This window comes from Leifsonia poae (assembly GCF_027921845.1).
In the GTDB taxonomy this organism is placed as follows: Bacteria; Actinomycetota; Actinomycetes; order Actinomycetales; family Microbacteriaceae; genus Leifsonia; species Leifsonia poae.
In genome coordinates, this window is the sequence record NZ_BSEN01000015.1 from 770279 (window position 1) to 795103 (window position 24825).

A 24825-nucleotide genomic window follows, 5' to 3' on the forward strand; every position below is an offset into this window, starting at 1 on the left:
GGCCCCAAGCGCCCCCAGCGCCCCTCAGGCCCCGAGACCGCCCGGATGCGCGAGGCGCCACCACGGCCCCGGATCCGGCAGCGCGTCCTTCAGCGCCAGCTGAGCCGTCTGCGTCTTCCCGTTCAGCGTGAAGGTCACCTGGCCGACGACGTCGCCCGCCTTGCCCGACTGCACCGTGCGGGTCTGCAGCGCCACCTGGATCGGCGTGTCCGACCAGACCAGGAACATCTTCGTCGACGTCGAGACCAGGGTCGTCTTCGCACCCCACGGCGTCGTGTACGTGCCGTACGACTGCCCGACATGCGCCGCATCCACCTCGGCGAAGCCGTTCTTCATGCTGGTCAAGAGCTTCTGCACTCCCGCCCAGAGATCGTTGTGGGTCGGAGCCCCCAGCACGACGCCGATGACGCGCACCGTGCTCTGGCCGACGGTCACCTTCGCCGAGAACAGCAGGCAGTTGCCGGCTTCGTCGGTGTTGCCGGTCTTGATGCCGTCGATGCCGCCGACACCGAGCAGGGTGTTCGTGTTGTCCTGCTTGCCTGCGCCCGGCAGGGTGACGTTCTTCTGCGACACGATCGCCGAGAGCACCGGGTCGGCGAGCACGAGCTTGCCGATGCCGATCAGGTCCTTCGTCGTGCTGACGCTGCCGGGGGTCAGGCCGTCGGGGCTGTCCAGGTGCGTGCCGGTGAACTTCTTCGCCTTCAGCCACGAGTTGGCCGCTGACACGAAGGAGCCGGTCGAGCCGTACGCCCAGTTCGCCAGGGAGATCGCGTAGTTGTTGGCCGACGGCAGCAGCATCGCTTCCAGCGCCTGCCGCTCGGTCATCCTCGTCCCGGCCACCACCGGGGCCCACGAGCCGCCCTCAGCGATCACCTGATTCCAGATGTCGACGTCCTTCTGCGTGAAGGAGATCGTCGGGCCGTCTTTACCCGACGCGATCGGCTTCTTGTCCAGGATCACGAGCGCGGTGATGGTCTTGGTCACGCTGGCGATCGGAACGCTCGCCGATGATCCGTGGAGCTCGCTCGCCCCCGGATAGTCCGGCGCGGTGATCGCGCTCGAGCCCCAGGTCGGCCAGACCAGATCGGCGGCCGGCTGCGCGATGCTCGCCTGATGCTGGGTGACGGCCGCGGTCGCCGGCATGGGTGCGAAGAGCGACCCCGTGATGTACAGGATGCTGACCAGCACGATCCCGAGGAATCCGAAGACGACGATGCGACGACGACGGTAGACCTGTTGTCGGGTGTAACGGCGGGGCTGATCGTGCACCCGGAGATTCTACGGTGGGCTAGTCAGCAGATCCCTGAGAACGCGCCCGCAACGCCCAGAGTGCCACGGCGCTCGCGGCGGCGACGTTGAGGGAGTCGACTCCGTGCAGCATCGGGATGGTCACCACCGTGTCTGCGGCGGCGAGGGCCCGCCTGCTCAACCCGTCGCCCTCCGACCCGAGCACCATCGCCACCCGCTCCGGTGGATCGGCGGCGTACTCGTCCAGTCCGACCGCGTCGTCGGAGAGCGCGAGGGCCGCGATCTCGAACCCCGCGTTGTGCAGGATCGGCGCTGCCTCGTTCCACTCCGGGATGCGCGTCCACGGCACCTGCAGCACCGTCCCCATGCTCACGCGCACGCTGCGCCGGTAGAGCGGATCGGCGCAGCGCGGGCTGACCAGCACGGCATCGGCGCCAAGCCCGGCCACCGCTCGGAAGATCGCCCCGACATTGGTGTGATCGACGATGTCTTCGAGCACGACGACGCGGCGGGCATCCGCGAGGAGGTCGGCGAGCGGCGGAAGCTCGGGCCGGTGCATCGCCGCGAGCGCGCCGCGGTGCAGGTGGTAGCCGGTCAGCTCCTCGAGCACGCCGCTGTCGCCGACGTACACGGGAACGTCCGGGTACGCGCCGAGCAGCGGTTCGATGTCGGGGAGCCATTGCTCCTGCAGCAGCACCGAGCGCGGCCGATGTCCCGCGGCCAGTGCCCGCGTGATCACCTTCGACGACTCGGCGATGTAGAGGCCGCCCGCCGGCTCGCTGACGCGCCGCAGGGCGACGTCGGTGAGCCGTGAGTAGTCGGCGAGGCCCTCGTCGCCGAGGTCGGTGATGCGGTGGATGCGCACAGGAGGCCGCCTTTCGTGGTCGGGTGCAGCATCCAGATTGCCAGTAGCCGGAAACAATTCGGAAAACTCCGGTGTTTAGACTTAGGGCAGGCTGTATCAGGAGGTGTCGATGGCTGCGTTCACGACCGAGGTCCCGCCCGAGCTGGCGAGCGATCTCGACCGCGCTGTCGACATCCTGTCGGGGCGGCGGTTCGCAATGCTCACCGGCGCGGGCGTGAGCACCGATTCGGGCATCCCGGATTATCGGGGCGAGGGCGCGCCCAAGCGCACTCCGATGACCTTCCAGCAGTTCCTCGCCGACGAGGAGTACGCCAAGCGGTACTGGGCCGGCAGCCATCTCGGCTACCGGCGATTCGCCGCCGCCTCGCCGAACGCGGGCCACCGGGCGATCGCCGACCTGGAGCTCTCCGGCGCTGCGAACGGCGTCATCACCCAGAACGTCGACGGGCTGCACAAGCAGGCCGGCTCGCGCAAGGTCGTGGACCTGCACGGGGCCATGGACCGCGTGCTCTGCCTCACCTGCGGTCAGATGTTCGCCCGTGAGAGCGTCTCCGCGCGCATCGACGACGCCAACCCGTGGCTCGACACCGAGGGCGCCGTGGAGATCGCGCCCGACGGCGACGCGATCGTCACCGACATCGACTCGTTCGTGGTTCCGACCTGCACGGTGTGCGGCGGCCGTCTCAAGCCCGACGTCGTCTTCTTCGGCGAGTTCATCCCCGCCGAGAAGTACCGCGAGGCGAGCGCCCTGGTGCGTTCGTCGGACGCGCTCGTGATCGCCGGCTCGTCCCTGGTGGTCAACTCCGGCATCCGGCTGCTCGAAGAGGCACGGCGCAAGCGCCTGCCCATCGTCATCGTCAACAGGGGCGTGACCAAGGGCGACACCCGGGCGACCGTTAAGCTGGACGCCGGGACCACGGAGACTCTGGTCGAACTGGCCAGGCGCCTCGCCTGACCGCCGCGCGTCCTGCGACGAAAGGACGCGCGTGACCCGGATCTCCCTCGTACGCCACGGTCAGACCGACTGGAACCTCGCCAAACGCATCCAGGGCTCCAGCGACATCCCGCTCAACGCCACGGGACGGGCGCAGGCCGAGGCGACGGGTCGCGCCCTGGCCGGCGGCACGTACGACGCGATCTACACGAGTCCGCTCGGGCGGGCATCCGAGACGGCGGCGATCATCGCGGAGCACACCGGGCTGGATGCTCCCCTGCCGTTGCCCGCCGTGGCCGAGCGACGCTACGGCGAGGCGGAGGGGCTGACCGGCTCTGAGATCCTCGCGCGCTGGCCGGAGGGCACGCCCGTCCCCGGTCGCGAGTCGCGGGACGCCGTCGTCGAGCGGGCGCTGCCCGCGCTGCTCGAGCTCGGCGAACGCCACCCGGGGGAATCGATCATCGTCGTCAGCCACGGCGGCGTCATCGGATCCCTGGCGCGGCACGTCACCGACCACGCGCGGCCGGGCCCCAACGAGGTCATCCCCAACGGCTCGGTGCACGAGTTCGTCTACGACGACGGCGCCCTCACCCTCGACCGCTTCAACCTCACGCCGGAAGAGCGCGACCTCTACACGGCCTCCGTTCTCTGAGGCCGTAAGGGAAGTCCGCTACCTCAGGCGCCGGTCGGCACGCCCCACGACCGCCGTGAGCACCGTCAGCAGGTGCTCCGCCGACGCCTCCCAGGTGAACCGGGCCGCCTCGGTGCGCGCGGCCGCCGACCGCGCCGCCCAGACCCCCGATTCCTCCAGGTGCCGGATGCGCGCCGCCAGGTCTCCGGCGCTCGTCGCCTCGAAGTAGAGCGCGGCGTCTCCCCCGATCTCGCGGAAGATCGGGATATCGCTCACCACCACCGGCGTCCCGAGCGTCATCGACTCCACCAACGGGATGCCGAAGCCCTCGTCGAGCGAGGCCGTCACGAGCGCCGTCGCCGAGGCGAGCGTCTCCGCGTACTCCTCGTCGCTCGCGCCGTTGTGGAACACGATCCGGGCATCCGGTGCGATGGCGCCGAGGCGCTCCCGCTCCGCATCGCTCACCCTGCTCATGAGGTGCAGCTCGTAGTCCGGCAGCAGCGCCGCCGCCTTCACGAGCGTCTCCACGTTCTTGTACGGCATGAAGGAGCCCATGTAGACCAGGCTCTTCGTCTCGGGCAGGCTGCGGGCCGCGCGCTCGGGGGCGATGGGCGGCATGTCCGCCGCGTTCGTCACGACATGCACCGGCCGGCGCGTGAGGCGATGGTCGGCGATGAGTTGCTTGGTGGTCTTCGAGACGGTGACCACTGCATCCGACCGGTTGAGCAGCATCCGCTGCGGCCACCAGGCCAGGTGGTACAGCCGCCAGAGCAACCGGATGGGCGCGGGGAGGTCGCGCGGAGGCGTGCGGTTGCGGTAGTAGATGAGGTCGTGCACGGTCAGCACGAGGCGGTACCGGCGGCCCCAGCCTCCCATCGTCTGCATCGGAGTGAAGACGACATCGGGGGCAAGCCTGTTGACCTGACGGGCCACCCACGGCTCCCCCGCACTCGTCGGCGAGCTCACGAGCTCCCAGGGCACGTCGGGAAGCATCTCCAGCTGTCGGTGGTCGCTGATCAGCATCGTGACCGCGTGACGCTTCGCCAGCGCCGAGACGAGTCCGGCCGTGTAGCGGCTGATCCCGTCGTGCCTCCCGATCCGCGTGTAGCGGCAGTCGAAGACGATCTTCACCGGACGTCCTCTGCCAGGAACGCGTCGATCGCCTGCGCGGCCTCACCGGGCGTCTCGTAGTGGATGAGGTGGCCGACACCGTCGATCACGACGAGCCGGGCATCCGGGAACAGGGTCTGCAGGTGGTATTCGGCCGCGATCGGAGTGATGTCGTCCTTCTCGGCGGCGATCAGCAGCGTCCGCTCCGGGATGCGCGCCGCGTACTCGCTCACGTCGTGCGAGACCGACGCACGGAACGCCTCCAGCACGACACCGCGGTCGCTGAAGGCGCTGAAGTAGCGGTCGTGCTGGTCGTGGATCCAGCGCCGCAGCCCCTTCTTCCTGGTCTTGGCCATTGTCATGCTCATGACACGCACGATGACGCCGTTGCGCAGCAGCCAGAAGCCGAGCCGCTCGGGCAGCACCGCCGCGAGCCAGTAGTAGAAGATCGCGAGGCGCGTGAACACCCCACGCGGACCTTCGAGCGCCGGCTGGCCGATCGGGTTCACCAGGATGACCGCGTCGGGCTCGAGCGCGTTGGGCACCGCGTGGTCGGCCAGCGTCGCCGCCACCACGATCGAGCCGAACGAGTGCCCCAGGATGACCAGGCGCCCCTGGATGCCGAGGGCGGCAACGAACTCGCGGAGCCAGCGGGCGTAGCCGTCGATGTCGTGCGCGGTCTCGCGCAGCGGATCGGACTCCCCGAAGCCGGGTAGGTCCGGCGAGACGATCCGGACGCCCCGCAGGTTCGCGACCACCGGCTCGAGCCCGTGGTGGTCACCGCGGAAGCCGTGCACGAGCACGATCGTCGTCGTGGCGTGCGGGTCGCCGTAGTCCCAGTAGCGCGTGACGCCGCCCAGGATCGAGGCCTGATCTGCGCGCACGGGTATGCGTCCGAGCGCGTCGGCGTATGGTGAGGAAACGGTCATCGCAGACCAGTCTAGGCAGCAGGGCTGGACGCTCCCGGCAATACGCCGCTGGGACTGGACAGGCCACCCTCGCGTGCACCTAGACTCGTGTGGTTGTAATCGCTTGCAGTCGGCCGCCGCGCCAGAAGGAGAACCGTGAGTTTCACTGCGCCCATCACGCTCCCCGGGCTGACGCTCGACCCCCAGTGGTATCGGCGGTCCGTGTTCTACGAGGTGATGGTGCGGTCGTTCGTCGACAGCAACGGCGACGGCTCCGGTGACATCGCCGGCCTCACCTCCAAGCTGGACTACCTGCAGTGGCTCGGCATCGACGCGCTGTGGCTCCCCCCATTCTTCCAGTCGCCGCTTCGCGACGGCGGCTACGACGTGTCGGACTTCCGCGCGATCCTGCCGGAGTTCGGCACCATCGACGAGTTCAAAGACCTCGTCACGAAGGCGCACGAGCGCAACATGCGCATCATCATCGACCTGCCGATGAACCACACCTCCGACCAGCACGAGTGGTTCCAGCAGTCGCGCTCCGATCCCGAGGGCCCGTACGGCGATTTCTACGTCTGGGAGGACACCGACGAGAAGTGGCCGGACATCCGGATCATCTTCGTCGACACCGAGGACTCCAACTGGGCGTTCGACGAGGCCCGCCGCCAGTTCTACTTCCACCGCTTCTTCTCCCACCAGCCCGACCTCAACTTCGAGAACCCGGCCGTGCACGAGGCGATGTTCGACATCGTGCGGTTCTGGCTCGACCTCGGCGTCGACGGATTCCGGCTCGACGCCATCCCGTATCTCTACGAGTCCGACGAGGGCAACGGCGAGGGCGAGCCGAAGACCCACGAGTTCATCAAGCAGCTGCGCTCGATGGTCGACCGCGAGTACCCCGGACGCATGATGGTCGCCGAGGCGAACCAGTGGCCGCGCGAAGTCGCGGCCTTCTTCGGAACCGAGGACGAGCCGGAGTGCCACATGGCCTTCGACTTCCCGGTGATGCCGCGCATCTTCTACGCGCTTCGCTCGCAGCAGGCCGCCGAGCTCATCCGAGTGCTCTCCGAGACCACCGACATCCCGGATGGCGCAGGCTGGGGCGTCTTCCTCCGCAACCACGACGAGCTCACCCTCGAGATGGTCAGCGAGGAGTACCGCCAGGCGATGTACGGCTGGTACGCCTACGACCCGCGGATGCGCGCCAACATCGGTATCCGCCGCCGCCTCGCTCCCCTGCTCGACAACTCGCGGGCCGAGCTCGAGCTCGCCCACGCACTGCTGTTCTCCCTGCCCGGCAGCCCGTTCCTCTACTACGGCGACGAGATCGGGATGGGCGACAACATCTGGCTGCCCGACCGCGACAGCTCGCGCACGCCGATGCAGTGGACGCCCGACCGCAACGCCGGGTTCTCGACGGCCGACCCAGGCAAGCTCTTCCTGCCGGTGGTGCAGTCGCTGGTGTTCCACTACAACCAGGTGAACGTCGAGGCCCAGCTCGCCCAGTCGCGGTCCCTGCTGCACTGGATCCGCAACGTGATCCACGTGCGCAAGGCGCATCCGGTGTTCGGGCTCGGCGAGATCCGGGTGCTGCAGACCAACCACGAGTCGGTACTGGCCTTCGTGCGGTCGTATGCCGGAAGCGGCACGCACTTCGGCGACCAGCCGGAGGACGTGCTCTGCGTGTTCTCGTTCGCGCACAATCCGGTGTCGGTGTCGCTGGAGGCGTCCGAGTTCGCCGGCAGCACGCTCTACGACATGTTCGGCGGAGCCGAGTTCCCGACCGTCGCAGAAGACGGCCGGTTCACGCTGACGCTGGGCACGCAGAGCTTCTACTGGCTGCACATCGAGCAGCGCCACAACTGACGCGCCGACCGGCCACCACGGCGGTGACGGTGGTCCCGCTTACCCTGGTGCCATGAGCAACTGGCACGATCAACTGGGCGTCTTCGATCTCGAGACCACGGGGATCGACGTCGAGTCGTCCAGGGTCGTCTCAGCGCATGTCGGACTGCTCGACGACACCGGGCGCGTCGTCGAGCGACACGACTGGCTCGTCGACCCCGGCGTCGAGATCCCGGCCGGTGCGACCGCCGTGCACGGCATCAGCACGGCGCACGCCGCCGAGTTCGGCATGCCCGCAGCACAGGCGGTCGCCGAGATCGTCGCCGCCCTCCGTGAGCTGTTCAACCGGGGAACGCCCGTCGTCGCCTACAACGCGCCGTACGATTTCACGCTCCTCGACCGCGAGGCGCACCGCCACGGCATCTCGCCGCTCGTCGCGCCCGGCCCGATCATCGATCCGCTCGTCATCGACAAGGCGGTCGACAAGTACCGGCGGGGCAAGCGCACGCTCGAGGTCACCGCACTGCACTACGGCGTCGACCTGACCGACGCCCACGACGCGGGGGCCGATGCCATCGCCGCCGGTCGTGTCGCCCAGGCACTCGCCCGGGTGCACACCGAAGCGCTCGCCCTGGAGGCCGCGGAGCTCCACCGCCTGCAGATCAACTGGTGCCAGCAGCAGGCCGAAGACTTCCAGGCCTACATGCGGCGCGAACGCGACCCGTTGTTCACAACCTCGGGCGCGTGGCCCGTCCGCTAGGGTCCTTCCCCCGGCACCGTGCGCCGCACTAGAGTCGGCGCATGAGCACACCAGAGCAGCCTCCGCAACAGCCTGAGCAGCAGCCCCCGTCTCAGGAGCCGCAGTCTCAGCAGCCGCAGTACGCACAGCAGCCCGCCTACCCGCCGGCGCCGCAGTACGGGGAGCAGACGTACCAGGGCGGCGCTCCGCAGCGCGGCTACAACACGATGGCGATCGTCGGCTTCATCCTGTCGTTCTTCATCTCTCTCGTCGGCATCATCCTCGGCTTCATCGCGCTCTCGCAGATCAAGAAGAGCGGCGAGCAGGGTCGTGGCTTCGCGATCGCCGCCATCATCATCGGCTTCGCCGAGATCGTGCTCGGCATCATCTTCGCGATCATCTTCGTCGCCATCGCTGCGAACGTCGGCTACCAGTACAGCACCACCTGATCGGCTGCGCGGCGGCCCGTCAGCTCAACTCCGGAACCTCGAAGCGACACGCCGCCACGTGCCGCTGAACTCCGGAACGTCGGGGCGGCGCCGGTTCGAACATCCGGAGTTGTGGTGCGGCCGCGTCGGCCACCGCAATCAGCCGCCGTCAGCCGCCGTCAGCCACCGACAATCGGCGTCGGCGCGTGCAGCGTTGCCAGGAAGAGTGCGCACAGCACGACGCTCGCGCCCATCGCCATGACGACCGGCACCCATGCGCGAGGGCGGCGGGCACTCAGGATGACCGCGAACGCCGCCGTGGCGCCGATCGGAATCGGGATGAGCGCACCGGCGGCGGCACTGCGCGGGCCCGAGCCCAGCCGGTACAAGTCGTCCTTGCCGGAGATCTCTCCACCTCCGACCGCGGACGAGACCTGCAGCACGACGACCAGCAACAGCACCGCGAGCAGCACATGCGCTCCGATGAGGGCGAGCGCCACCAGTATCGGCTTCCACCGCTCGAACCCGGTCGGCTCCGACGGGAACAGCACGTCCGCGGTCGACGGACCGCTCTCCTCATCCGGCATGTCCGCCTCTCCCCCGACACCGTTCCCCGACTGCTCCGCGCCAGTCTAGGTCGGCCGTTCCGGGCTCCGGATCCGTCTGCAGAACGATCTAACTCCGGAACTCTGGCCCGACACGCGGGTCGCTCCCGTATAACTCCGGAACTTTCGCCGGAATCGCCGCCGAACTTCCGGAGTTGCGCCCCGAGGCACGCCCCCGGGCCCGCAGCGCACACGCAGAACGGCCCCCGCCGGAAGGCGAGGGCCGTTGAACGGAAGAAGCGGTGAGCTTACTTGCCGAAGTTCTTGTAGCGCGAGTTGAACTTCTCGACGCGGCCGGCCGAGTCGAGGATGCGCTGCTTGCCCGTGTAGAACGGGTGCGACTCCGAGGAGATCTCGACGTCGATCACCGGGTAGGTGTTGCCGTCTTCCCACTCGATCGTCTTGTCGCTCGACACGGTCGAGCGGGTAAGGAACGTCGCACCCGAGGCCAGGTCGCGGAAAACGACGGGAGCGTAGTCGGGGTGGATGCCAGTCTTCATCAGGACTTCCTTGTTGCGTAGTTGTGTGTGGTCGTGTCCAGGGCTCTGCCGGGACGGGAAGCTAGTGGCGCGAGTCAACAACCTCGTCGGCCAGCTATCGAGTTTAGCAGATGATGCGGCGTGCTTCGGCCTTCACTCCGCCGCGGCCTGTCGGGCACGTGCCGAGTAACGACCGTCCTGCTCCGTGAGCTCGATCTGCAGGCCGAAGGTGTCGCTCAGACGCTCCGACGTGATGACGTCGGCCACGGTGCCCTGCGCCGCGACGCGGCCGTCGGTCAGCAGCAGCGCATTGCCGAACCCGAGCGGGATCTCCTCAACGTGGTGCGTGACCATGATGATGGCCGGCGAGCGGGGGTCGCTGGCGTACCCGCCGAGCAGCTGGAGCAGCTCTTCACGTCCACCGAGGTCGAGGCTGGCCGCCGGCTCGTCGAGCAGCAGGATCTCGGGGTCGGTCATGACCGCACGGGCGATCTGCACCCGCTTCTGCTCGCCGTCGCTGAGGTTGCCGAACGTGCGCTCGGCGAGGTGGTCGAGGTTCCACTCGGAGAGCACGCGGTGCGCGCGGCGCTCGTCGATCTCCTCGTACTCCTCGTTCCATCGGCCGGTGACCGCGTATGCGGCCGTCATGACGACGTCGAGCACCGTCTCGTTGCGCGGGATGCGGCGCGCGAGCGCGCTCGACGCGAAGCCGAGCCGCGGACGCAGCTCGGCGAGGTCGCTGTGGCCGAGGGGCTCTCCGAGCACCGTCGCCACGCCGGACGTGGGGTGCATGGCGGCCGCCGCGATCTGCAGGAGGGTCGTCTTGCCCGCACCGTTCGGGCCGAGGACGACCCAGCGTTCGTCCGGCTCGACGGTCCAGTTAACCGAGTCGAGAATCGAATTCTCATCACGGACGACGGACACATCTTCGAGCTTGAGAACGCTGGCCATGACCTCTAGCCTAGCGGCGTCGTCAGCCGACGAGTGACCGGTAGATCGCTCGTGTCTGCTCCCCGATGGACGTCCAGCTGAACGCCGTCTCGGCCCGGAGGCGCCCTGCGGCGCCCATCAGCGCGGCACGCTCCGGATCACTGACCACGTCGATCAGGGCGGCCGCGAGTTCGGCTACGAACGCATCCGGGTTCGTCGGCGTGCCGGTGCCGTCGTCCGCCTGTTGGATCGGCACCAGCCGGCCCGTGACGCCGTCGACGATCACCTCGGGGATGCCGCCCGTCGCTGTTCCGACGACCGGGAGACCACACGCCATCGCCTCCAGGTTCACGATGCCGAGCGGCTCGTAGACGGAGGGGCAGACGAACACCGTCGAGGCCGTCAGCGCCACCCGCAGCTCCTCCTGCGACAGCAGCCGGTCGATCCACACGACGCCGTCGCGCTCGGCCTGCAGCGCCTCCACGCCGCGCGTGACCTCCGCCATGATCTCGGGGGTGTCCGGCGCCCCGGCGCACAGGATGACCTGCACCTCCTTGGGCAGCAGCCGCGCCGCCCGGAGCAGATAGGGCAGACCCTTCTGGCGGGTAATCCTGCCCACGAAGACCACGGCCGGGCGCTCGGGATCGATCCCCAGCGCGCGTGCCCTCTCGTCGTCCTTGAGCGGCTTCCAGCGGTCGAGATCGATGCCGTTGTACACGACCGTGACCTTCTCGGGATCGAGGGACGGATACGCGTGCAGGATGTCGCGGCGCATCCCCTCGCTCACCGCGATGACGCGATCGGCGCCCTCGAACGCCGTCTTCTCGATCCAGCTCGACACACGGTAGCCGCCGCCGAGCTGCTCGGCCTTCCACGGGCGCAACGGCTCGAGGCTGTGCGCCGTCACCACATGCGGGATGCCGTGCAGCAGCTTCGCGAGATGGCCTGCGGCGTTCGCGTACCAGGTGTGCGAGTGCACCAGATCGGCGCCCCCAGCATCCTGTGCCATCTGGAGGTCCACGCCGAGTGTGCTGATCGATCCGTTGGCTCCGGCGAGCTCCTCGGGAACGCCGTACCCGAATGTGTCGGGCTCGTCAACGGGGTCTCCGAAGGCCCGGACGATCACGTCGGTGTCCGTGCGCAGTGCACGGACCAGTTCGGCCACGTGAACTCCGGCCCCGCCGTAGATGTTGGGCGGATACTCCCTGGTCAAAAGATCGACGCGCATGAGGTGAACGCTAGTACACCACCTCGGTTGCCTCTACTGTGGTGGCATGGCAGGCAAGAAGATCTTCGGCATTGTTCTCGCGGGTGGCGAAGGGAAGCGCTTGATGCCCCTCACCGCCGACAGAGCGAAGCCGGCCGTCCCCTTCGGTGGGCAGTACCGACTCATCGATTTCGCCCTCTCGAACCTGATCAACTCGCAGTTGCGACAGGTCGTCGTGCTCACCCAGTACAAGTCGCACAGCCTCGACCGTCACGTCTCGCAGACCTGGCGCCTCGACGGGATGCTCAACTCGTACATCGCGTCGGTTCCGGCGCAGCAGCGCCTCGGCAAGCGCTGGTTCAGCGGCTCGGCCGACGCGATCCTGCAGAGCCTCAACCTGCTGCGCGACGAGAAGCCCGACATCGTCGCCGTGGTCGGCGCCGACCACGTGTACCGCATGGACTTCGGCCAGATGATCGACGCGCACATCGCGTCGGGCGCGCCGGCGACGGTCGCGGCCATCCGGCAGCCGATCTCCCTCGCCGACCAGTTCGGTGTCATCGAGGTCGACCCGGCGCATCCGGATCGCATCGGCGCGTTCCGTGAGAAGCCGTCGGACCCGATCGGGCTGCCCGACTCCCCCGACGAGGTGCTCGCCTCGATGGGCAACTACGTCTTCGACGCCGACGCCCTGATCGATGCCGTGGTCCGCGACGGTGACCGCCCCGACTCCAACCACGACATGGGCGGCGACATCATCCCGGACTTCGTCGCACGCGGCGAGGCGGGCGTCTACGACTTCAATCGCAACGACGTGCCCGGCTCCACCGACCGGGACCGCTACTACTGGCGCGACGTGGGAACGATCGACTCGTTCTTCGAAGCGCATCAGGACCTGATCTCTGCGCTGCCGGTCTTCAACCTCTACAACCGCGAGTGGCCGATCTTCAGCCAGGTGCTCAACTCGCCGCCCGCGAAGATCGTGCGCGACGGCCGCGGAGCGCTCGGCACGACCATCGACTCGATCGTCTCCCTCGGCTCCGTGATCTCGGGCGCCCACCTCGAGCGCAGCGTGCTCGGCCCGTGGGCGAAGGTCGACTCCGGCGCGAAGGTGGTCGACTCCGTCGTGTTCGAGCGGGCTGTGATCGAGCCCAACGCGTTCGTCGGCCGCGCCATCCTCGACAAGGACGTCGTCGTCGCCGAGGGCGCCAGCATCGGCGTCGACCCCGAGCGGGACCGCGCGCGCGGCTTCACCGTCACCGACTCCGGTCTCACCGTCGTCGGCAAGGGAGTGCACGTCGTTCCATGACGCTCAGCAGTCCCCCGAACCGAACATCCCCGCGTTTCCTCGTCGTGCTCGACGCCGACTCGACCCTGATCCACGATGAGGTGATCGAGCTCCTCGCCGAGGAGGCAGGAGCCCGCACCGAGGTCGCCGAGATCACCGAGCGCGCCATGCGCGGCGAACTCGACTTCGCGCAGAGCCTGCGTGAACGGGTGAAGACCCTGGCCGGACTGCCGGCCGAGGTCTTCTCTCGCGTCGGAGAGCGCATCCGGGTCACCGACGGCGTGCCCGAGCTGATCGCCGGCGTGCACGCCGCCGGGGGTCTGGTGGGCGTCGTCTCCGGCGGCTTCCACGAGACGCTCGATCCCCTGGCCGAGCGTCTCGGCCTCGACCACTGGCGGGCGAATCGCCTCGAGGTCGTCGACGGCGCACTCACCGGCGCGACCGTCGGCCACGTCGTCGACGCGCAGGCGAAGGCGGATGCGCTCACCGAGTGGGCGCAGGCCGCCGGCATCCCGCACGCGCGCACCGTGGCGATCGGCGACGGCGCCAACGACCTCCGGATGATGGAGATCGCCGGCCTCGCCGTCGCCTTCAACGCCAAACCGAGGGTGCGGGCCGAGGCCGACGTCGTGATCGATCGCCAGGACCTCTCGCAGATCCTCCCCCTGCTCGGCCTGCGCGGCTGACCGGCTAGTGGCCCATGCCGAGGCCGCCGTCGACCGGGATGACCGCGCCGGAGATGTAGCCGGCATCGTCGCCGGCCACCCACGCCACGACCTTCGCGACCTCGGAGGCCGTGGCGAAGCGCCCGGCCGGGATGTTCTTCTTGTACTCGGCCTGCTGGGTGTCCGGCAGCGCCGCCGTCATGTCGGTCTCGATGAAGCCGGGTGCGACGACGTTCGCCGTGATGCCGCGGGCGCCGAGCTCGCGCGTGATCGACCGCGCCATGCCGACGAGTCCCGCCTTCGACGCCGCATAGTTCACCTGTCCGGCCGAACCGTAGAGCCCCACGACGCTCGAGATCAGCACGATACGGCCGAACCGCGCCTTGAGCATGCCCTTCGAGGCACGCTTGACGACGCGGAACGATCCACCGAGGTTGGTGTCGACGACCGTGTCGAAATCCTCGGCCGACATCCGCATCAGCAGCGTGTCGCGGGTGATGCCGGCGTTCGCGACCACGACCTCGACCGGGCCGAGCTTCTCTTCGATCTCGGTGAACGCCGCGTCGATCGCGTCGATGTCGGTGACATCGGCGCGTACGGTGAGAGAACCTTCAGGACCTTCGCCGGAGCGAGCGGTGACGGCCACCCGGTGACCCTGGGCCAGGAACTCCTCGGCGATCGCGTAGCCGATCCCGCGGTTTCCTCCGGTGACGAGCACGGTGCGTTGGGTGGTCATTCAATATCCTCTCGAAACGGAACGGGTACCAGTTTATGGACGTAGGCTTGACCCAACGGACATGAAGCATCAGCAGCAGCAGTCGATAACGAGTCTTCCGCTCTCCCCCGACGACGAGCGACGACACCGGATGATCAAGTATTCGGTCGCCATGGGCGTTCGTGTGCTCTGCATCATCGCCATCCCGTTCTGCCCGGGTCTGTGGTGGATCATCCCGGCGATCGGAGCGGTGTTCCTTCCGTACTTCGCCGTGGTCGTCGCGAACGTCGCGAGCGACCCGCGTAAAGAGGACGTTCAGCGTCCAGGCAATATCCTTCCCATGACGCCTCCGCCGCCGGCGGGAGGCCGCGAAGACACGAAAGGCCACGACGCGTGATCGGGTTCGGAGAGCCGGAGCGATTGACCTGCTCCCGGGCGGGATGCTCGGAGACCGCAACGTCGCGCATCGAGTGGCGCAATCCGAAGATCCACACCGCCGACCGCGTCAAGGTGTGGCTCGCCTGCGACGAGCACGTCGACTTCCTGCGCGAGTTCCTCGCCGCCCGTGACTTCCCGGTGGCGGTCGTCGCCATCGACGACGAGCGGACCACCGCGTGAAGGCCAGCTGGGGCTTCGCCTTCTCGCGGCGCTGGCTCGGGTATCTGGCGTTCGCCATCGTCTTCGCCATCGCCTGCGGCTGCCTGTCGGCCTGGCAGCTCGCCCGCAGCAAGGAGGCCGCCGCGGCCAACGCGCTGATCTCCGCGAACTTCGACTCCCGCCCCGTCCCGCTCACCGACGAACTCACCAGCCTCGACGCCTTCAGCGCCGACCAGCAGTGGAAGCGGGTCAGCGTCACCGGCACGTACGTGCGCGATCAGGAGCTCCTGGTGCGCAACCGGCCGTTCAACGGCGGCCCCGGATTCGAGGTGCTGACACCGCTGCGCACCGCCAGCGGGGCGCTCTTCATCATCGACCGCGGCTGGCTGCCCACCGGCAACTCCGATGACAAGCCGGACTCGGTGCCCCCTGCCCCGGCGGGGACTGTCTCCGTCGTCGCGCGCCTCAAGCCCAGCGAGCCCGGCATCCCGGGGCGCACCGCCTCCGGCGATCAGGTCGGCACGATCCAGCTCTCGGTCGTCAAGCAGAAGCTCGGCGGCGCCGATGTGTACACGGGCGCGTACGGGCTGCTCGACTCGCAGAAGCCGAGCCCGGCGACGGCACCGACGCCGACCGTCACCGATCCCCCGACGCAAGACGAAGGCCTGCACTGGTCGTACATGATCCAGTGGATCATCTTCGCGGTGATCGGCTTCTTCGGTCTCGGCTACGCGCTGCGCACCGAGTACCGCAAACGCAATGAGGACGACCCGGAGGAGCGCGTGCGCGCCGCCGAACGCGAGCGCAAACGGGCGCTGAAGCGCACCGACGCCGACGTGGAGGACGACCTGCTCGACGCCGCCCGCTGAGCCCGATCAGGCCGGCGAGGCCGGGCCGATCAGGCCGGCGAACTCAGGCAGCCGAGATCAGGCCAGCGAGATCAGGTCGAGGTAGTCCTTGTTCCAGTGGTCTTCCTGACCCTCCGGCATGATGAGCACCCGCTCCGGATTGAGCGCCTCGACGGCGCCCTCGTCGTGGCTGACCAGAACGACAGCGCCCTCGTAGTGGGCGAGCGCATCCAGGATCTCTTCGCGGCTCGCCGGGTCGAGGTTGTTGGTCGGCTCGTCGAGCAGCAGCACGTTGGCGCCGGACACCACGATCATCGCCAGGGCGAGGCGCGTCTTCTCGCCACCGGACAGCACGCCGGCCGGCTTGTGCGAGTCGTCGCCCGTGAACAGGAACGATCCGAGTACGCGGCGCGCCTCGGTCTCCGTAAGGTTCGGGGACGACGAGACCATGTTCTCGAGGACGGAACGATCGACGTCGATGGTCTCGTGCTCCTGTGCGTAGTAGCCGATCCGCAGACCGTGGCCGGGCTCGATGGCACCTGTGTCCGGCTTGTCGACGCCCGCGAGCATCCGCAGCAGGGTCGTCTTGCCCGCGCCGTTCAGGCCGAGCACGACCACCTTGGAGCCGCGGTCGATCGCGAGGTCGACGGCGGTGAAGATCTCGAGCGAGCCGTAGCTCTTCGACAGGTCCTTGGCCTGCAGCGGCGTGCGGCCGCACGGAGCGGGAGTCGGGAACCGCAGCTTGGCGACGCGGTCGACAGCACGCACGTCCTCGAGGCCGGAGAGCAGCTTCTCGGCGCGCGCCACCATCTGGTGCGCAGCGGCGGCCTTCGACGCCTTCGCACCGAACTTCGCGGCCTGCAGCTGCAGAGCGCCGGCCTTCTTCTCGGCGTTGACGCGCTCCTTCTTGCGTCGCTCCTCGTCGGCCGCTCGCTGCTGCTGATAGTGGCGCCAGCCCATGTTGTAGATGTCGATCTGCTGACGGTTCGCGTCGAGGTAGAACACGCGGTTGACGGTCTCGCCGACCAGTTCGACATCGTGCGAGATCACGATGAAGCCGCCGCTGTAGCTCTTGAGGAACTCGCGCAGCCACACGACGGAGTCCGCGTCGAGGTGGTTGGTCGGCTCGTCGAGGATCATCGTCTGGGCATCCGAGAACAGGATGCGCGCCAGTTCGATGCGTCGCCGCTGACCACCCGAAAGCGTCTTCAGCGGCTGGTCGAGGATGCGGTCGGGCAGATTGAGGTTGCTGGCGATCGACGCGGCCTCCGCCTCGGCTGCGTAGCCGCCGAGCATGTGGAAGCGCTCTTCGAGGCGCCCGTACGTCTTCATGGCGGCTTCGGAGACGGCGGACTCGGTGCTGGCCATGTCGAGCGTGGCCTGCTGCATCCCGAGCACGATCGACCCGAGGCCGCGAGCATCCAGGATGCGCGTGCGGGCGAGGTCGTCGAGGTTGCCGGAGCGCGGGTCCTGCGGCAGATAGCCGAGGTTGTCGCTGCGCTCGACCTTGCCGCCGTTGGGCAGGAGGTCGCCGGCGAGCACCTTGGTGAGGGTGGTCTTGCCGGCGCCGTTGCGGCCGACGAGCCCGATCTTGTCGCCGGCGGCGACGCGGAAGCTCACGTTCTCCATCAGGAGGCGGGCTCCGACTCTGAGCTCAAGGTTCTGCACGTTGAGCACAGGCGTCATCCACTTTCATTCGTCGGGGGGAAGCTAACAGTATATTGCGGGCATTACACGCGTGAGGCCCCGGCAGCAGCCGGGGCCCACGTCGTCATGGTCGGATCAGTCGGAGCGGTCGCAGCGCCTAGATCGCGAAGCCGAGCGCGCGCATCATGTCGCGCCCGTCGTCCGTGATGCGCTCCGGGCCCCACGGCGGCATCCACACCCAATTGATGCGGAACGCCTCCACGATGCCGTCGAGCGACTCGGCGGTCTGCTCCTCCAGCACGTCGGTGAGCGGGCAGCCCGCCGAGGTGAGCGTCATCGAGATGATGAGCGCGTTGTTCTCGTCGTCCCACGCCAGGTCGTAGATCAGGCCCAGGTCGACCACGTTGATCCCGAGTTCGGGGTCCATCACGTTCTTCAGCGCCTCTTCGACCTGATCGAAGAGCGCCGGGCTCAGTGTGGCGGGCATGCGTCCAGCCTACGCTTCCGCGCCGATGGGGGCATCCGCGTCGATGGCGTCGGCCTTGGCGGGCTCGGGGGCGTCGACGAAGCGGTCGTAGCCCTCTTCCTCCAGACGCTCGGCGAGCTCGGGGCCGCCCTCCTCCGCCACGCGGCCGGCGACGAACACGTGCACGAAGTCCGGCTGGATGTAGCGCAGGATGCGCGTGTAGTGGGTGATGAGCAGGATGCCGAGGCCCGTGTTCGCCTTGGCGCGGTTGACGCCCTCGGAGACGACCTTCAGAGCGTCGACGTCGAGGCCGGAGTCGGTCTCGTCGAGAACGGCGAACTTCGGCTTGAGCAGCTCGAGCTGCAGGATCTCGTTGCGCTTCTTCTCGCCGCCAGAGAAGCCTTCGTTGACGTTGCGCTCGGCGAACGACTTGTCCATGCGGAGCTTGTCCATCGACTCGCGCACGTCCTTGACCCAGGAGCGGATCGAGGGCGCCTCGCCATCGATCGCGGTCTTCGCCGTGCGGAGGAAGTTGGTGTTGGTCACTCCGGGGATCTCGACCGGGTACTGCATGGCGAGGAAGAGACCGGCGCGGGCGCGCTCGTCGACGGTCATCGCCAGCACGTCGGCGCCGTCGAGCGTGATGGTGCCCTGGGTGACGGTGTACTTCGGGTGACCGGCGATCGTGTATGCGAGCGTCGACTTGCCGGAGCCGTTCGGGCCCATGATCGCGTGGATCTCGCCCTCGCGGATGGTGAGGTCGACGCCGTTCAGGATCGGCTTGATGCCCTGCTCGGTCTCGACGGTGACGTGGAGGTCGCGGATTTCGAGAACTGACATGAATCTAAATCTCTTTCGTTGCGTTCGGGTCGATGAAGACGTCTCCGTCGATCAGCTCGACCTGGTAGACGGGTACCGGCTCGTACGCCGGGAGGTTGAGGGGTTTGCCGCTGATGAGCGAGAACTGCGAGCCGTGGGCCCAGCACTCGAGGGTCTCGCCCTCGACGAAGCCCTCGGAGAGCGAGATCTCGCCGTGAGTGCAGGTGTCGCCGATCGCGTGCACATCACCGGCGGAGTCTTTGACGACCGCCATGGGCACGCCGTCGATGACGACGCGCGTCGCCTGGTCGACCACGAGCTCGTCGAGCGAGCACACTCGCGTCCCCATCAGCGGGTCGCTACCGTGACGGCTTCCAGCTCCGCCTCGATGGCGGCCTGAAGCCGCTCCTGCAGCGCGGGCGAGCCGATCTGCTGGACGATCTCGGAGAGGAATCCACGGACGACGAGCCGGCGCGCCTCGTCTTCGGTGATGCCGCGCGACTGCAGGTAGAAGAGCTGCTCGTCGTCGAACCGGCCGGTCGCGCTGGCGTGGCCGGCGCCGACGATGTCGCCGGTCTCGATCTCGAGGTTGGGTACCGAGTCGGCGCGGGCGCCGTCGGTGAGCACCAGGTTGCGGTTCTGCTCGTAGGTGTCGGTGCCGACCGCCTTCGGGCCGATCAGCACGTCGCCGATCCACACCGTGCGGGCGTTCTCCCCCTGCAGCGCACCCTTGTAGGTGACGCGGCTGCGGGTGTTGGCGGCGTCGTGGAAGACGTACACCTGCTGTTCGAGGTGCTGTCCGGCGTCGGCGAAGTAGGCGCCGAAGAGCTCGGCGTCGGAGCCGGCGCCGGCGAGGTGGGCCGCCGGGTTGAGGCGCACGACACCGCCCCCGAGCGTGACGGCGATGTGCTTCAGCTTCGCGTCGCGGCCGATCGTGGCGAAATGCGTCGCGACGTGCAGAGCGTCGTCGTCCCACTCCTGCACCGTGACCAGCGTGAGCTGCGAGCTTTCGCCGAGCACCAGCTCGACGTTCTCGGCGAGGTGCGCCTGACCGGTGTTCTGCAGGATGAGCGTGGCGCGGCTGAACGGCGCGGTCTCGATGATCGTGTGGGCGGCCCGGGGAGCGTCGCCGAGCGAGGACCGCGTGAGCGTGACCTCCTTGGCGTCCTCGCCGCTGATCGAGACGACGAGCGCCTGCTCGAACGCGCTCCAGGCATTGGCGGACGCGCGGTCCTCCGGCTTGCCGGCAGCTCCGATGCGCGCGTCGTCGCGGCCGACCCAGCCGGTGGTGACACCGGGTGCGGTCGTGACGTCGTACACGTACGGCGCGCCGTCGAGCACGCCCGAGATGAGTTCGGCGAGCCGGGCGACCGGCGTGTACTTCCAGCCGGCCTCGCGGCCCGTGACGGCCGGGAAGTCGGCGACGTCGGTCGAGTGGAAGCGGTCGTTGCGCGTCTGAACGGGCACAGCACTGCGCATGTGCTTGGGTGCGGCCTCGTGTGCGGCGTCGGTGGTCTTCGTCGGTGTAGTGGCGGAGGTCATCATTTAGCCGACAGAGCCTTCCATGCCCATCTCGATGAGCTTGTTGAGTTCGAGTGCGTATTCCATGGGGAGCTCGCGTGCGATCGGCTCGATGAAGCCGCGCACGATCATGGCCATGGCTTCGTCCTCGGGGAGGCCGCGGGACATCAGGTAGAAGAGCTGCTCCTCGCTGACCCGCGAGACGGTGGCCTCGTGGCCGAGCTGCACGTCGTCGACCCGGATGTCGATGGCCGGGTAGGTGTCGGAGCGCGAGATCGAGTCGACCAGCAGCGCGTCGCAGCGCACGGTGTTGGCCGCGTGATGCGCGTTGGCGTCCACCCTCACCTCGCCGCGGTATCCGGCACGTCCGCCGCCGCGCGCGATCGACTTGGAGACGATCGACGACTGGGTGTACGGAGCCATGTGGATCATCTTGGCGCCGGCGTCCTGGTGCTGACCCGGACCCGCGAAGGCGACGGAGAGCGTCTCGCCCTTGGCGTGCTCGCCCATCAGGTAGATCGACGGGTACTTCATCGTGACCTTGGAGCCGATGTTGCCGTCGATCCACTCCATGGTGGCGCCCTCGCCGGCGGTGGCCCGCTTGGTGACGAGGTTGTAGACGTTGTTCGACCAGTTCTGGATCGTCGTGTAGCGCACGCGGGCGTTCTTCTTCACGATGATCTCGACGACGGCCGAGTGCAGCGAGTCCGACTTGTAGATCGGCGCCGTGCAGCCCTCGATGTAGTGCACGTAGCTGCCCTCGTCGGCGATGATCAGCGTGCGCTCGAACTGGCCCATGTTCTCGGTGTTGATGCGGAAGTAGGCCTGCAGCGGGATCTCGACCTTGACGCCCTTCGGGACATACACGAACGAGCCGCCCGACCACACAGCGGTGTTCAGCGCGGCGAACTTGTTGTCGCCGGCCGGGATGACCGTGCCGAAGTACTCCTCGAAGATCTCGGGGTACTGCTTGAGAGCGGTGTCGGTGTCGAGGAAGATGACGCCCTGCTGCTCCAGGTCCTCACGGATCTGGTGGTAGACGACCTCGGACTCGTACTGAGCGGCGACGCCGGCGACGAGGCGCTGGCGCTCCGCCTCGGGGATGCCCAGCTTCTCGTAGGTGTTGCGGATGTCCTCGGGCAGGTCTTCCCAGGTCTGGGCCTGCTTCTCCGTCGAACGCACGAAGTACTTGATGTTGTCGAAGTCGATGTCCGACAGGTCGGCACCCCAGGTGGGCATCGGCTTGCGCTCGAAGAGCTGCAGGGCCTTGAGGCGGCGCTGCAGCATCCAGTCGGGTTCGTTCTTGAGGGCGGAGATGTCGGTCACCACCTGCGGTGAGATGCCGCGGCGTGCTGAGGCACCCGCTGCGTCGGAATCCGCCCAGCCGAACTCGTATTGCCCAAGGCTTTCGAGTTCGGGGCGGTCGATCAGGATGTCTGACATATCTACCTCGTTTCCTTCCACTCGTAACCGGCTATCAATCCGGCTCATTCCCTACTGCGGCCGACAGCGTCGATCGAAGCGGTTGGTGATTGTGCGGGTGGCTGGTGTGCGTACCTAAACTGTTCAAGAACACGGGCGACGGTGCCCCGGCCGCACTGCGCAATAGCAGGGCGGGCACGCGCAGGACTGCGCGTTTCTCGAACCCACCAATTCTACAGGTGCAAAGCGGTAATAGTAGAGGCGCGCCTGCACGTTGGCCGAGTATCCGATCCAGAAGCAAGGAAACATCCCGAGAATGAAGCGCATCATCCAGTGGCTGCCCGACCGTGTCGACGTGCGGCTGCGCGTGATCGCCTGGGTCTACCTCGTCGCTCAGATCATCCTGGTCGGCACGGGCGGCCTCGTCCGTCTCACCAGCAGCGGGCTCGGCTGCCCCACCTGGCCGTCGTGCACCGGCAGCTCGCTGGTGAACACGCCGGAGATGGGCGTCCACGGCGTCATCGAGTTCGGCAACCGGCTGCTCGGCGTCGTGCTCGGCCTCGTCGCGATCGTCGCCTTCCTCGCGGTCCTCCGGCTGCGCAAGACGCGCCCCGAGCTCTTCTGGCTCACCCTCCTCGCCGGCCTCGGCATCCCGATGCAGGCGGTCATCGGCGGACTGAGCGTGCTCTCCGACCTGAACCCCTACGTCGTCGGCCTGCATTTCGTCGTCTCGATGGTGCTCGTCGCACTGTGCACCGCGTTCCTGCTCCGGGTCTACGCCGTCCCCGGCCCCCGCGCACGCGCCGTGCCCCGGTGGTTCGCCATCCTCACGCACATCACGAGTTTCGTCGTCGCGGTGACCATCCTGGTGGGCATCCTGACGACCGGGTCCGGACCGCACGCCGGCGACGCCAAGGCGCCCCGCAACGGCCTCGACCCCGAGATCCTGCAGCACGTCCACGCGATCCCGGCCTACGTCACGTTCGCGCTGACGCTCGTCCTCGTGGTCGCGTCGCTGCGCATCCGTACGACGCCGGTGCACCGCTACACGATGTATCTGCTCGCCGTCGAGGTGCTTCAGATCGCGGTCGGGCTGATCCAGGCGAACACGGGACTGCCCCCCATCCTGGTCGGCATCCACATGACGCTGGCCGCGCTCCTCGCAGCGGCGATGACGGCGGTCGTGCTGTCGCTCAAGGCGCCGGTCGCCGATGCCGCAGACCCCGCGGTGGCGTCAGCCGCGCCCAGCGCCGTCGCCCGCTGAGCGGGTACGACGCGTAGCACGCGCGGAGTCGGCCGCGCGCACGCGGGCTTCGGCTGCGCGCACGTCATTGGCCGGCGCACGCAGATATCCGATCCGCGCCGGCCGCGCGTCGCCGAACGCGCGGGTCGATCCCGGCTCCTCGTCGAACACGAAGCCGACGCTCTCCGCCAGCCGCCTGCTCGCCGAATTGCCGTCGAGGTGCTCCCAGCGCAGCCGGGTGAACGCCATCCCGTTCGCGTCGAGCGCGAACGCGACCACTCTGGCCAGCCCCTCCCGCATGTAGCCGTTGCCCCGTGCATCCGCTGCGAGCCAGCAGCCGACCGACGCCGATCCGGCCGTGCGATCGCGCCGCACTTCGACGACCCCCAGCAGCGGCGCATCGTCGATCCGGAGCGCCCACACCGTGAATGCGCCACTCGCCTCGCCGTGCGGGACATAGCTGCGCACGAAGAACTCGGCGCTCTCGACCGTGTACGGATTCGGCAGCGGGATCCAGCGCAGGATGTCCGCGTCCTGGCAGGCGCGGTAGACCGCGTCGATGTCCGACTCGCGTGGCGCATCGAGGCAGAGCCTCTCCGTGCGCAACGCGATCATCGTCAGAACGGCAGCAGAGGATCGATGGCGACCGCGAGGAAGATCAGCGTCAGGTAGGCGATCGAACCGTGGAACACGCGCATCGGAGACACCGTCTCGTGGCGGATCGAGAGGTTGTAGAGCCGGTGCGACTCGTAGATGAACCAGCCTCCGGCCACGAGCGAGACCGCCGTGTAGAGCAGGCCCATGTGGCCGACCGGGATGAGCAGCAGCGAGCACGCCACCATCGCCCACGCGTACAGGATGACCTGCAGCCCGACGACCGCGCGACCGCGGACCACCGCGAGCATCGGGACGCCCGCCTCCTTGTAGTCGTTGCGGTACTTCATCGACAGCGGCCAGTAGTGCGGGGGCGTCCAGAGGAAGATGACCCCGAACAGGATGAACGGCGCCCAGTCGAGCGAGCCGGTGACGGCCGCCCAGCCGATCAGCACGGGCATGCAGCCGGCGACTCCGCCCCAGACGATGTTCTGCGCGGTGCGCCGCTTGAGGATGAGCGTGTAGAAGACGACGTAGAGCAGGATCGCGACGAGCGAGAGCCCTGCTGCGAGCCAGTTCGCGAAGAACCCGAGCACCAGGATCGACGCGATGCCGAGCCCCCAGGCGAACACCAGGGCCTCGCGATCGGTCAACTCCCCGGTGACCAGGGGCCGGTTGCGCGTGCGCTTCATGACCCGGTCGATGTCGCGGTCGATGTAGCAGTTGAAGGCCCCGGCCGATCCGGCGCTCATGTACCCGCCGATGACGGTGGCCAGCACCAGCCAGAGGTTCGGGATGCCGCCCTCCGCGAGGATCATCGTCGGCACCGTCGTGACGAGCAGCAGCTCGACGACCCTGGGCTTGGTGAGAGCGACGTACGCCTTCAGCTTGCGACCGAAACCGATACGGTTCGACTCGACACGGCTCTCTACAGCGACGTCCATTGCTCCTCTAACGACTCGGTGACCCCGAACGAGTCTACGATATCGTTCCCCGGCTACCCCGCTCGGAGGATATGCACAACCGGCAGGGGGAACACTCCACGTTTCGTGCGTGTTACCTATACTTGGA

The 24825-nt window shown here is 68.1% G+C and carries 28 protein-coding genes; 11 read left to right on the top strand and 17 right to left on the bottom strand.

Annotation, left to right across the window (positions count from 1 at the left end; translation table 11 throughout):
• Window positions 1-24: 24 nt before the first annotated feature.
• Together PKE84_RS18455 and PKE84_RS18460 are read right to left on the bottom strand one after the other, a co-directional pair.
• Window positions 25-1269: a D-alanyl-D-alanine carboxypeptidase family protein gene (locus tag PKE84_RS18455; protein WP_271178705.1), complete on the bottom strand. Its 1245-nt coding sequence runs from the start codon at window positions 1267-1269 to the stop codon at window positions 25-27.
• Window positions 1270-1288: 19 nt separating this feature from the next.
• Complete coding sequence (locus PKE84_RS18460; protein WP_271178706.1) at window positions 1289-2113, bottom strand: TrmH family RNA methyltransferase; 825 nt, start codon at window positions 2111-2113, stop codon at window positions 1289-1291.
• A 109-nt stretch (window positions 2114-2222) separates the two neighbouring features.
• Between PKE84_RS18460 and PKE84_RS18465 the strand changes: the two genes are divergently transcribed.
• A complete protein-coding gene (locus tag PKE84_RS18465) occupies window positions 2223-3068 on the top strand; it encodes a Sir2 family NAD-dependent protein deacetylase (RefSeq protein ID WP_271178707.1) in 846 nt (281 codons plus the stop codon).
• A 31-nt stretch (window positions 3069-3099) separates the two neighbouring features.
• On the top strand, window positions 3100-3699 hold the full coding sequence (locus PKE84_RS18470) for a histidine phosphatase family protein (protein WP_271178708.1): 600 nt from the start codon (window positions 3100-3102) through the stop codon (window positions 3697-3699).
• A gap of 18 nt (window positions 3700-3717) precedes the next feature.
• Here PKE84_RS18470 and PKE84_RS18475 read toward each other — a convergent pair whose 3' ends face one another.
• Both PKE84_RS18475 and PKE84_RS18480 read right to left on the bottom strand, forming a co-directional pair.
• Window positions 3718-4809, bottom strand: coding sequence for a glycosyltransferase family 4 protein (locus tag PKE84_RS18475; RefSeq protein WP_271178709.1), 1092 nt, complete (start codon window positions 4807-4809; stop codon window positions 3718-3720).
• Entirely contained in the window at window positions 4806-5717 is a 912-nt protein-coding gene (locus PKE84_RS18480; protein ID WP_271178710.1) for an alpha/beta fold hydrolase, read from the bottom strand. The genes PKE84_RS18475 and PKE84_RS18480 overlap by 4 nt, the downstream gene beginning before the upstream one ends.
• A 135-nt stretch (window positions 5718-5852) precedes the next feature.
• Here PKE84_RS18480 and treS point away from each other — a divergent pair, with 135 nt between their 5' ends.
• From treS to PKE84_RS18495, 3 genes are read left to right on the top strand one after another with little or no spacing between them, the layout of a single operon-like run.
• Window positions 5853-7562, top strand: coding sequence for a maltose alpha-D-glucosyltransferase (gene treS, locus PKE84_RS18485; protein WP_271178711.1), 1710 nt, complete (start codon window positions 5853-5855; stop codon window positions 7560-7562).
• A 52-nt stretch (window positions 7563-7614) separates the two neighbouring features.
• Window positions 7615-8301 carry an exonuclease domain-containing protein gene (locus PKE84_RS18490; protein ID WP_271178712.1) on the top strand — a complete coding sequence of 229 codons (687 nt, stop codon included), beginning with the start codon at window positions 7615-7617 and terminating at the stop codon, window positions 8299-8301.
• A 41-nt stretch (window positions 8302-8342) separates the two neighbouring features.
• A complete protein-coding gene (locus tag PKE84_RS18495; protein WP_271178713.1) occupies window positions 8343-8729 on the top strand; it encodes a DUF4190 domain-containing protein in 387 nt (128 codons plus the stop codon).
• Window positions 8730-8887: 158 nt separating this feature from the next.
• Here PKE84_RS18495 and PKE84_RS18500 read toward each other — a convergent pair whose 3' ends face one another.
• From PKE84_RS18500 to glgA, 4 genes are all read right to left on the bottom strand, one after another.
• The gene (locus PKE84_RS18500) at window positions 8888-9295 is read right to left on the bottom strand and encodes a hypothetical protein (protein ID WP_271178714.1); all 408 of its coding nucleotides are present in this window, start codon (window positions 9293-9295) and stop codon (window positions 8888-8890) included.
• A gap of 266 nt (window positions 9296-9561) precedes the next feature.
• A complete protein-coding gene (locus PKE84_RS18505) occupies window positions 9562-9813 on the bottom strand; it encodes a type B 50S ribosomal protein L31 (protein ID WP_115696813.1) in 252 nt (83 codons plus the stop codon).
• 132 nt (window positions 9814-9945) lie between these two features.
• Entirely contained in the window at window positions 9946-10743 is a 798-nt protein-coding gene (locus PKE84_RS18510; protein WP_271178715.1) for an ABC transporter ATP-binding protein, read from the bottom strand.
• A gap of 22 nt (window positions 10744-10765) precedes the next feature.
• Window positions 10766-11950: a glycogen synthase gene (gene glgA, locus PKE84_RS18515; protein ID WP_271178716.1), complete on the bottom strand. Its 1185-nt coding sequence runs from the start codon at window positions 11948-11950 to the stop codon at window positions 10766-10768.
• A gap of 46 nt (window positions 11951-11996) precedes the next feature.
• Between glgA and PKE84_RS18520 the strand changes: the two genes are divergently transcribed.
• Window positions 11997-13238, top strand: coding sequence for a glucose-1-phosphate adenylyltransferase (locus PKE84_RS18520; RefSeq protein WP_271178717.1), 1242 nt, complete (start codon window positions 11997-11999; stop codon window positions 13236-13238).
• The gene (serB, locus tag PKE84_RS18525) at window positions 13235-13903 is read left to right on the top strand and encodes a phosphoserine phosphatase SerB (RefSeq protein WP_271178718.1); all 669 of its coding nucleotides are present in this window, start codon (window positions 13235-13237) and stop codon (window positions 13901-13903) included. The genes PKE84_RS18520 and serB overlap by 4 nt, the downstream gene beginning before the upstream one ends.
• 4 nt (window positions 13904-13907) lie before the next feature.
• Here serB and fabG read toward each other — a convergent pair whose 3' ends face one another.
• Window positions 13908-14618, bottom strand: coding sequence for a 3-oxoacyl-ACP reductase FabG (gene fabG, locus PKE84_RS18530; RefSeq protein WP_271178719.1), 711 nt, complete (start codon window positions 14616-14618; stop codon window positions 13908-13910).
• Between the two features lie 61 nt (window positions 14619-14679).
• Between fabG and PKE84_RS18535 the strand changes: the two genes are divergently transcribed.
• From PKE84_RS18535 to PKE84_RS18545, 3 genes are read left to right on the top strand one after another with little or no spacing between them, the layout of a single operon-like run.
• Window positions 14680-14994, top strand: coding sequence for a DUF3099 domain-containing protein (locus PKE84_RS18535; protein WP_271178720.1), 315 nt, complete (start codon window positions 14680-14682; stop codon window positions 14992-14994).
• Window positions 14991-15215: a hypothetical protein gene (locus PKE84_RS18540; protein ID WP_271178721.1), complete on the top strand. Its 225-nt coding sequence runs from the start codon at window positions 14991-14993 to the stop codon at window positions 15213-15215. Before PKE84_RS18535 ends, PKE84_RS18540 begins: the two co-directional genes overlap by 4 nt.
• Window positions 15212-16063 (top strand): SURF1 family cytochrome oxidase biogenesis protein, encoded by an 852-nt coding sequence (locus PKE84_RS18545; protein WP_271178722.1) that lies wholly within the window; start codon window positions 15212-15214, stop codon window positions 16061-16063. Before PKE84_RS18540 ends, PKE84_RS18545 begins: the two co-directional genes overlap by 4 nt.
• Before the next feature lie 57 nt (window positions 16064-16120).
• Here PKE84_RS18545 and PKE84_RS18550 read toward each other — a convergent pair whose 3' ends face one another.
• From PKE84_RS18550 to sufB, 6 genes are all read right to left on the bottom strand, one after another.
• A complete protein-coding gene (locus PKE84_RS18550; RefSeq protein WP_271178945.1) occupies window positions 16121-17719 on the bottom strand; it encodes an ABC-F family ATP-binding cassette domain-containing protein in 1599 nt (532 codons plus the stop codon).
• Window positions 17720-17846: 127 nt separating this feature from the next.
• Window positions 17847-18176 carry a metal-sulfur cluster assembly factor gene (locus PKE84_RS18555; protein WP_055893974.1) on the bottom strand — a complete coding sequence of 110 codons (330 nt, stop codon included), beginning with the start codon at window positions 18174-18176 and terminating at the stop codon, window positions 17847-17849.
• A 9-nt stretch (window positions 18177-18185) separates the two neighbouring features.
• Entirely contained in the window at window positions 18186-18995 is an 810-nt protein-coding gene (sufC, locus tag PKE84_RS18560) for a Fe-S cluster assembly ATPase SufC (RefSeq protein ID WP_271178723.1), read from the bottom strand.
• Window positions 18996-18999: 4 nt separating this feature from the next.
• On the bottom strand, window positions 19000-19323 hold the full coding sequence (locus PKE84_RS18565; protein WP_373877163.1) for a non-heme iron oxygenase ferredoxin subunit: 324 nt from the start codon (window positions 19321-19323) through the stop codon (window positions 19000-19002).
• Entirely contained in the window at window positions 19323-20516 is a 1194-nt protein-coding gene (gene sufD, locus PKE84_RS18570; protein WP_271178724.1) for a Fe-S cluster assembly protein SufD, read from the bottom strand. The genes PKE84_RS18565 and sufD overlap by 1 nt, the downstream gene beginning before the upstream one ends.
• A gap of 3 nt (window positions 20517-20519) precedes the next feature.
• Window positions 20520-21938, bottom strand: coding sequence for a Fe-S cluster assembly protein SufB (sufB, locus tag PKE84_RS18575; protein ID WP_271178725.1), 1419 nt, complete (start codon window positions 21936-21938; stop codon window positions 20520-20522).
• A 295-nt stretch (window positions 21939-22233) separates the two neighbouring features.
• Between sufB and PKE84_RS18580 the strand changes: the two genes are divergently transcribed.
• Window positions 22234-23181, top strand: a complete 948-nt coding sequence (locus tag PKE84_RS18580) for a COX15/CtaA family protein (RefSeq protein WP_271178726.1) — start codon at window positions 22234-22236, stop codon at window positions 23179-23181.
• Here PKE84_RS18580 and PKE84_RS18585 read toward each other — a convergent pair.
• On the bottom strand, window positions 23152-23775 hold the full coding sequence (locus PKE84_RS18585; protein ID WP_271178727.1) for a GNAT family N-acetyltransferase: 624 nt from the start codon (window positions 23773-23775) through the stop codon (window positions 23152-23154). The two genes, PKE84_RS18580 and PKE84_RS18585, sit on opposite strands and share 30 nt — an antisense overlap.
• Window positions 23776-23777: 2 nt before the next feature.
• On the bottom strand, window positions 23778-24698 hold the full coding sequence (locus tag PKE84_RS18590; protein WP_271178728.1) for a heme o synthase: 921 nt from the start codon (window positions 24696-24698) through the stop codon (window positions 23778-23780).
• Window positions 24699-24825 lie beyond the last annotated feature (127 nt).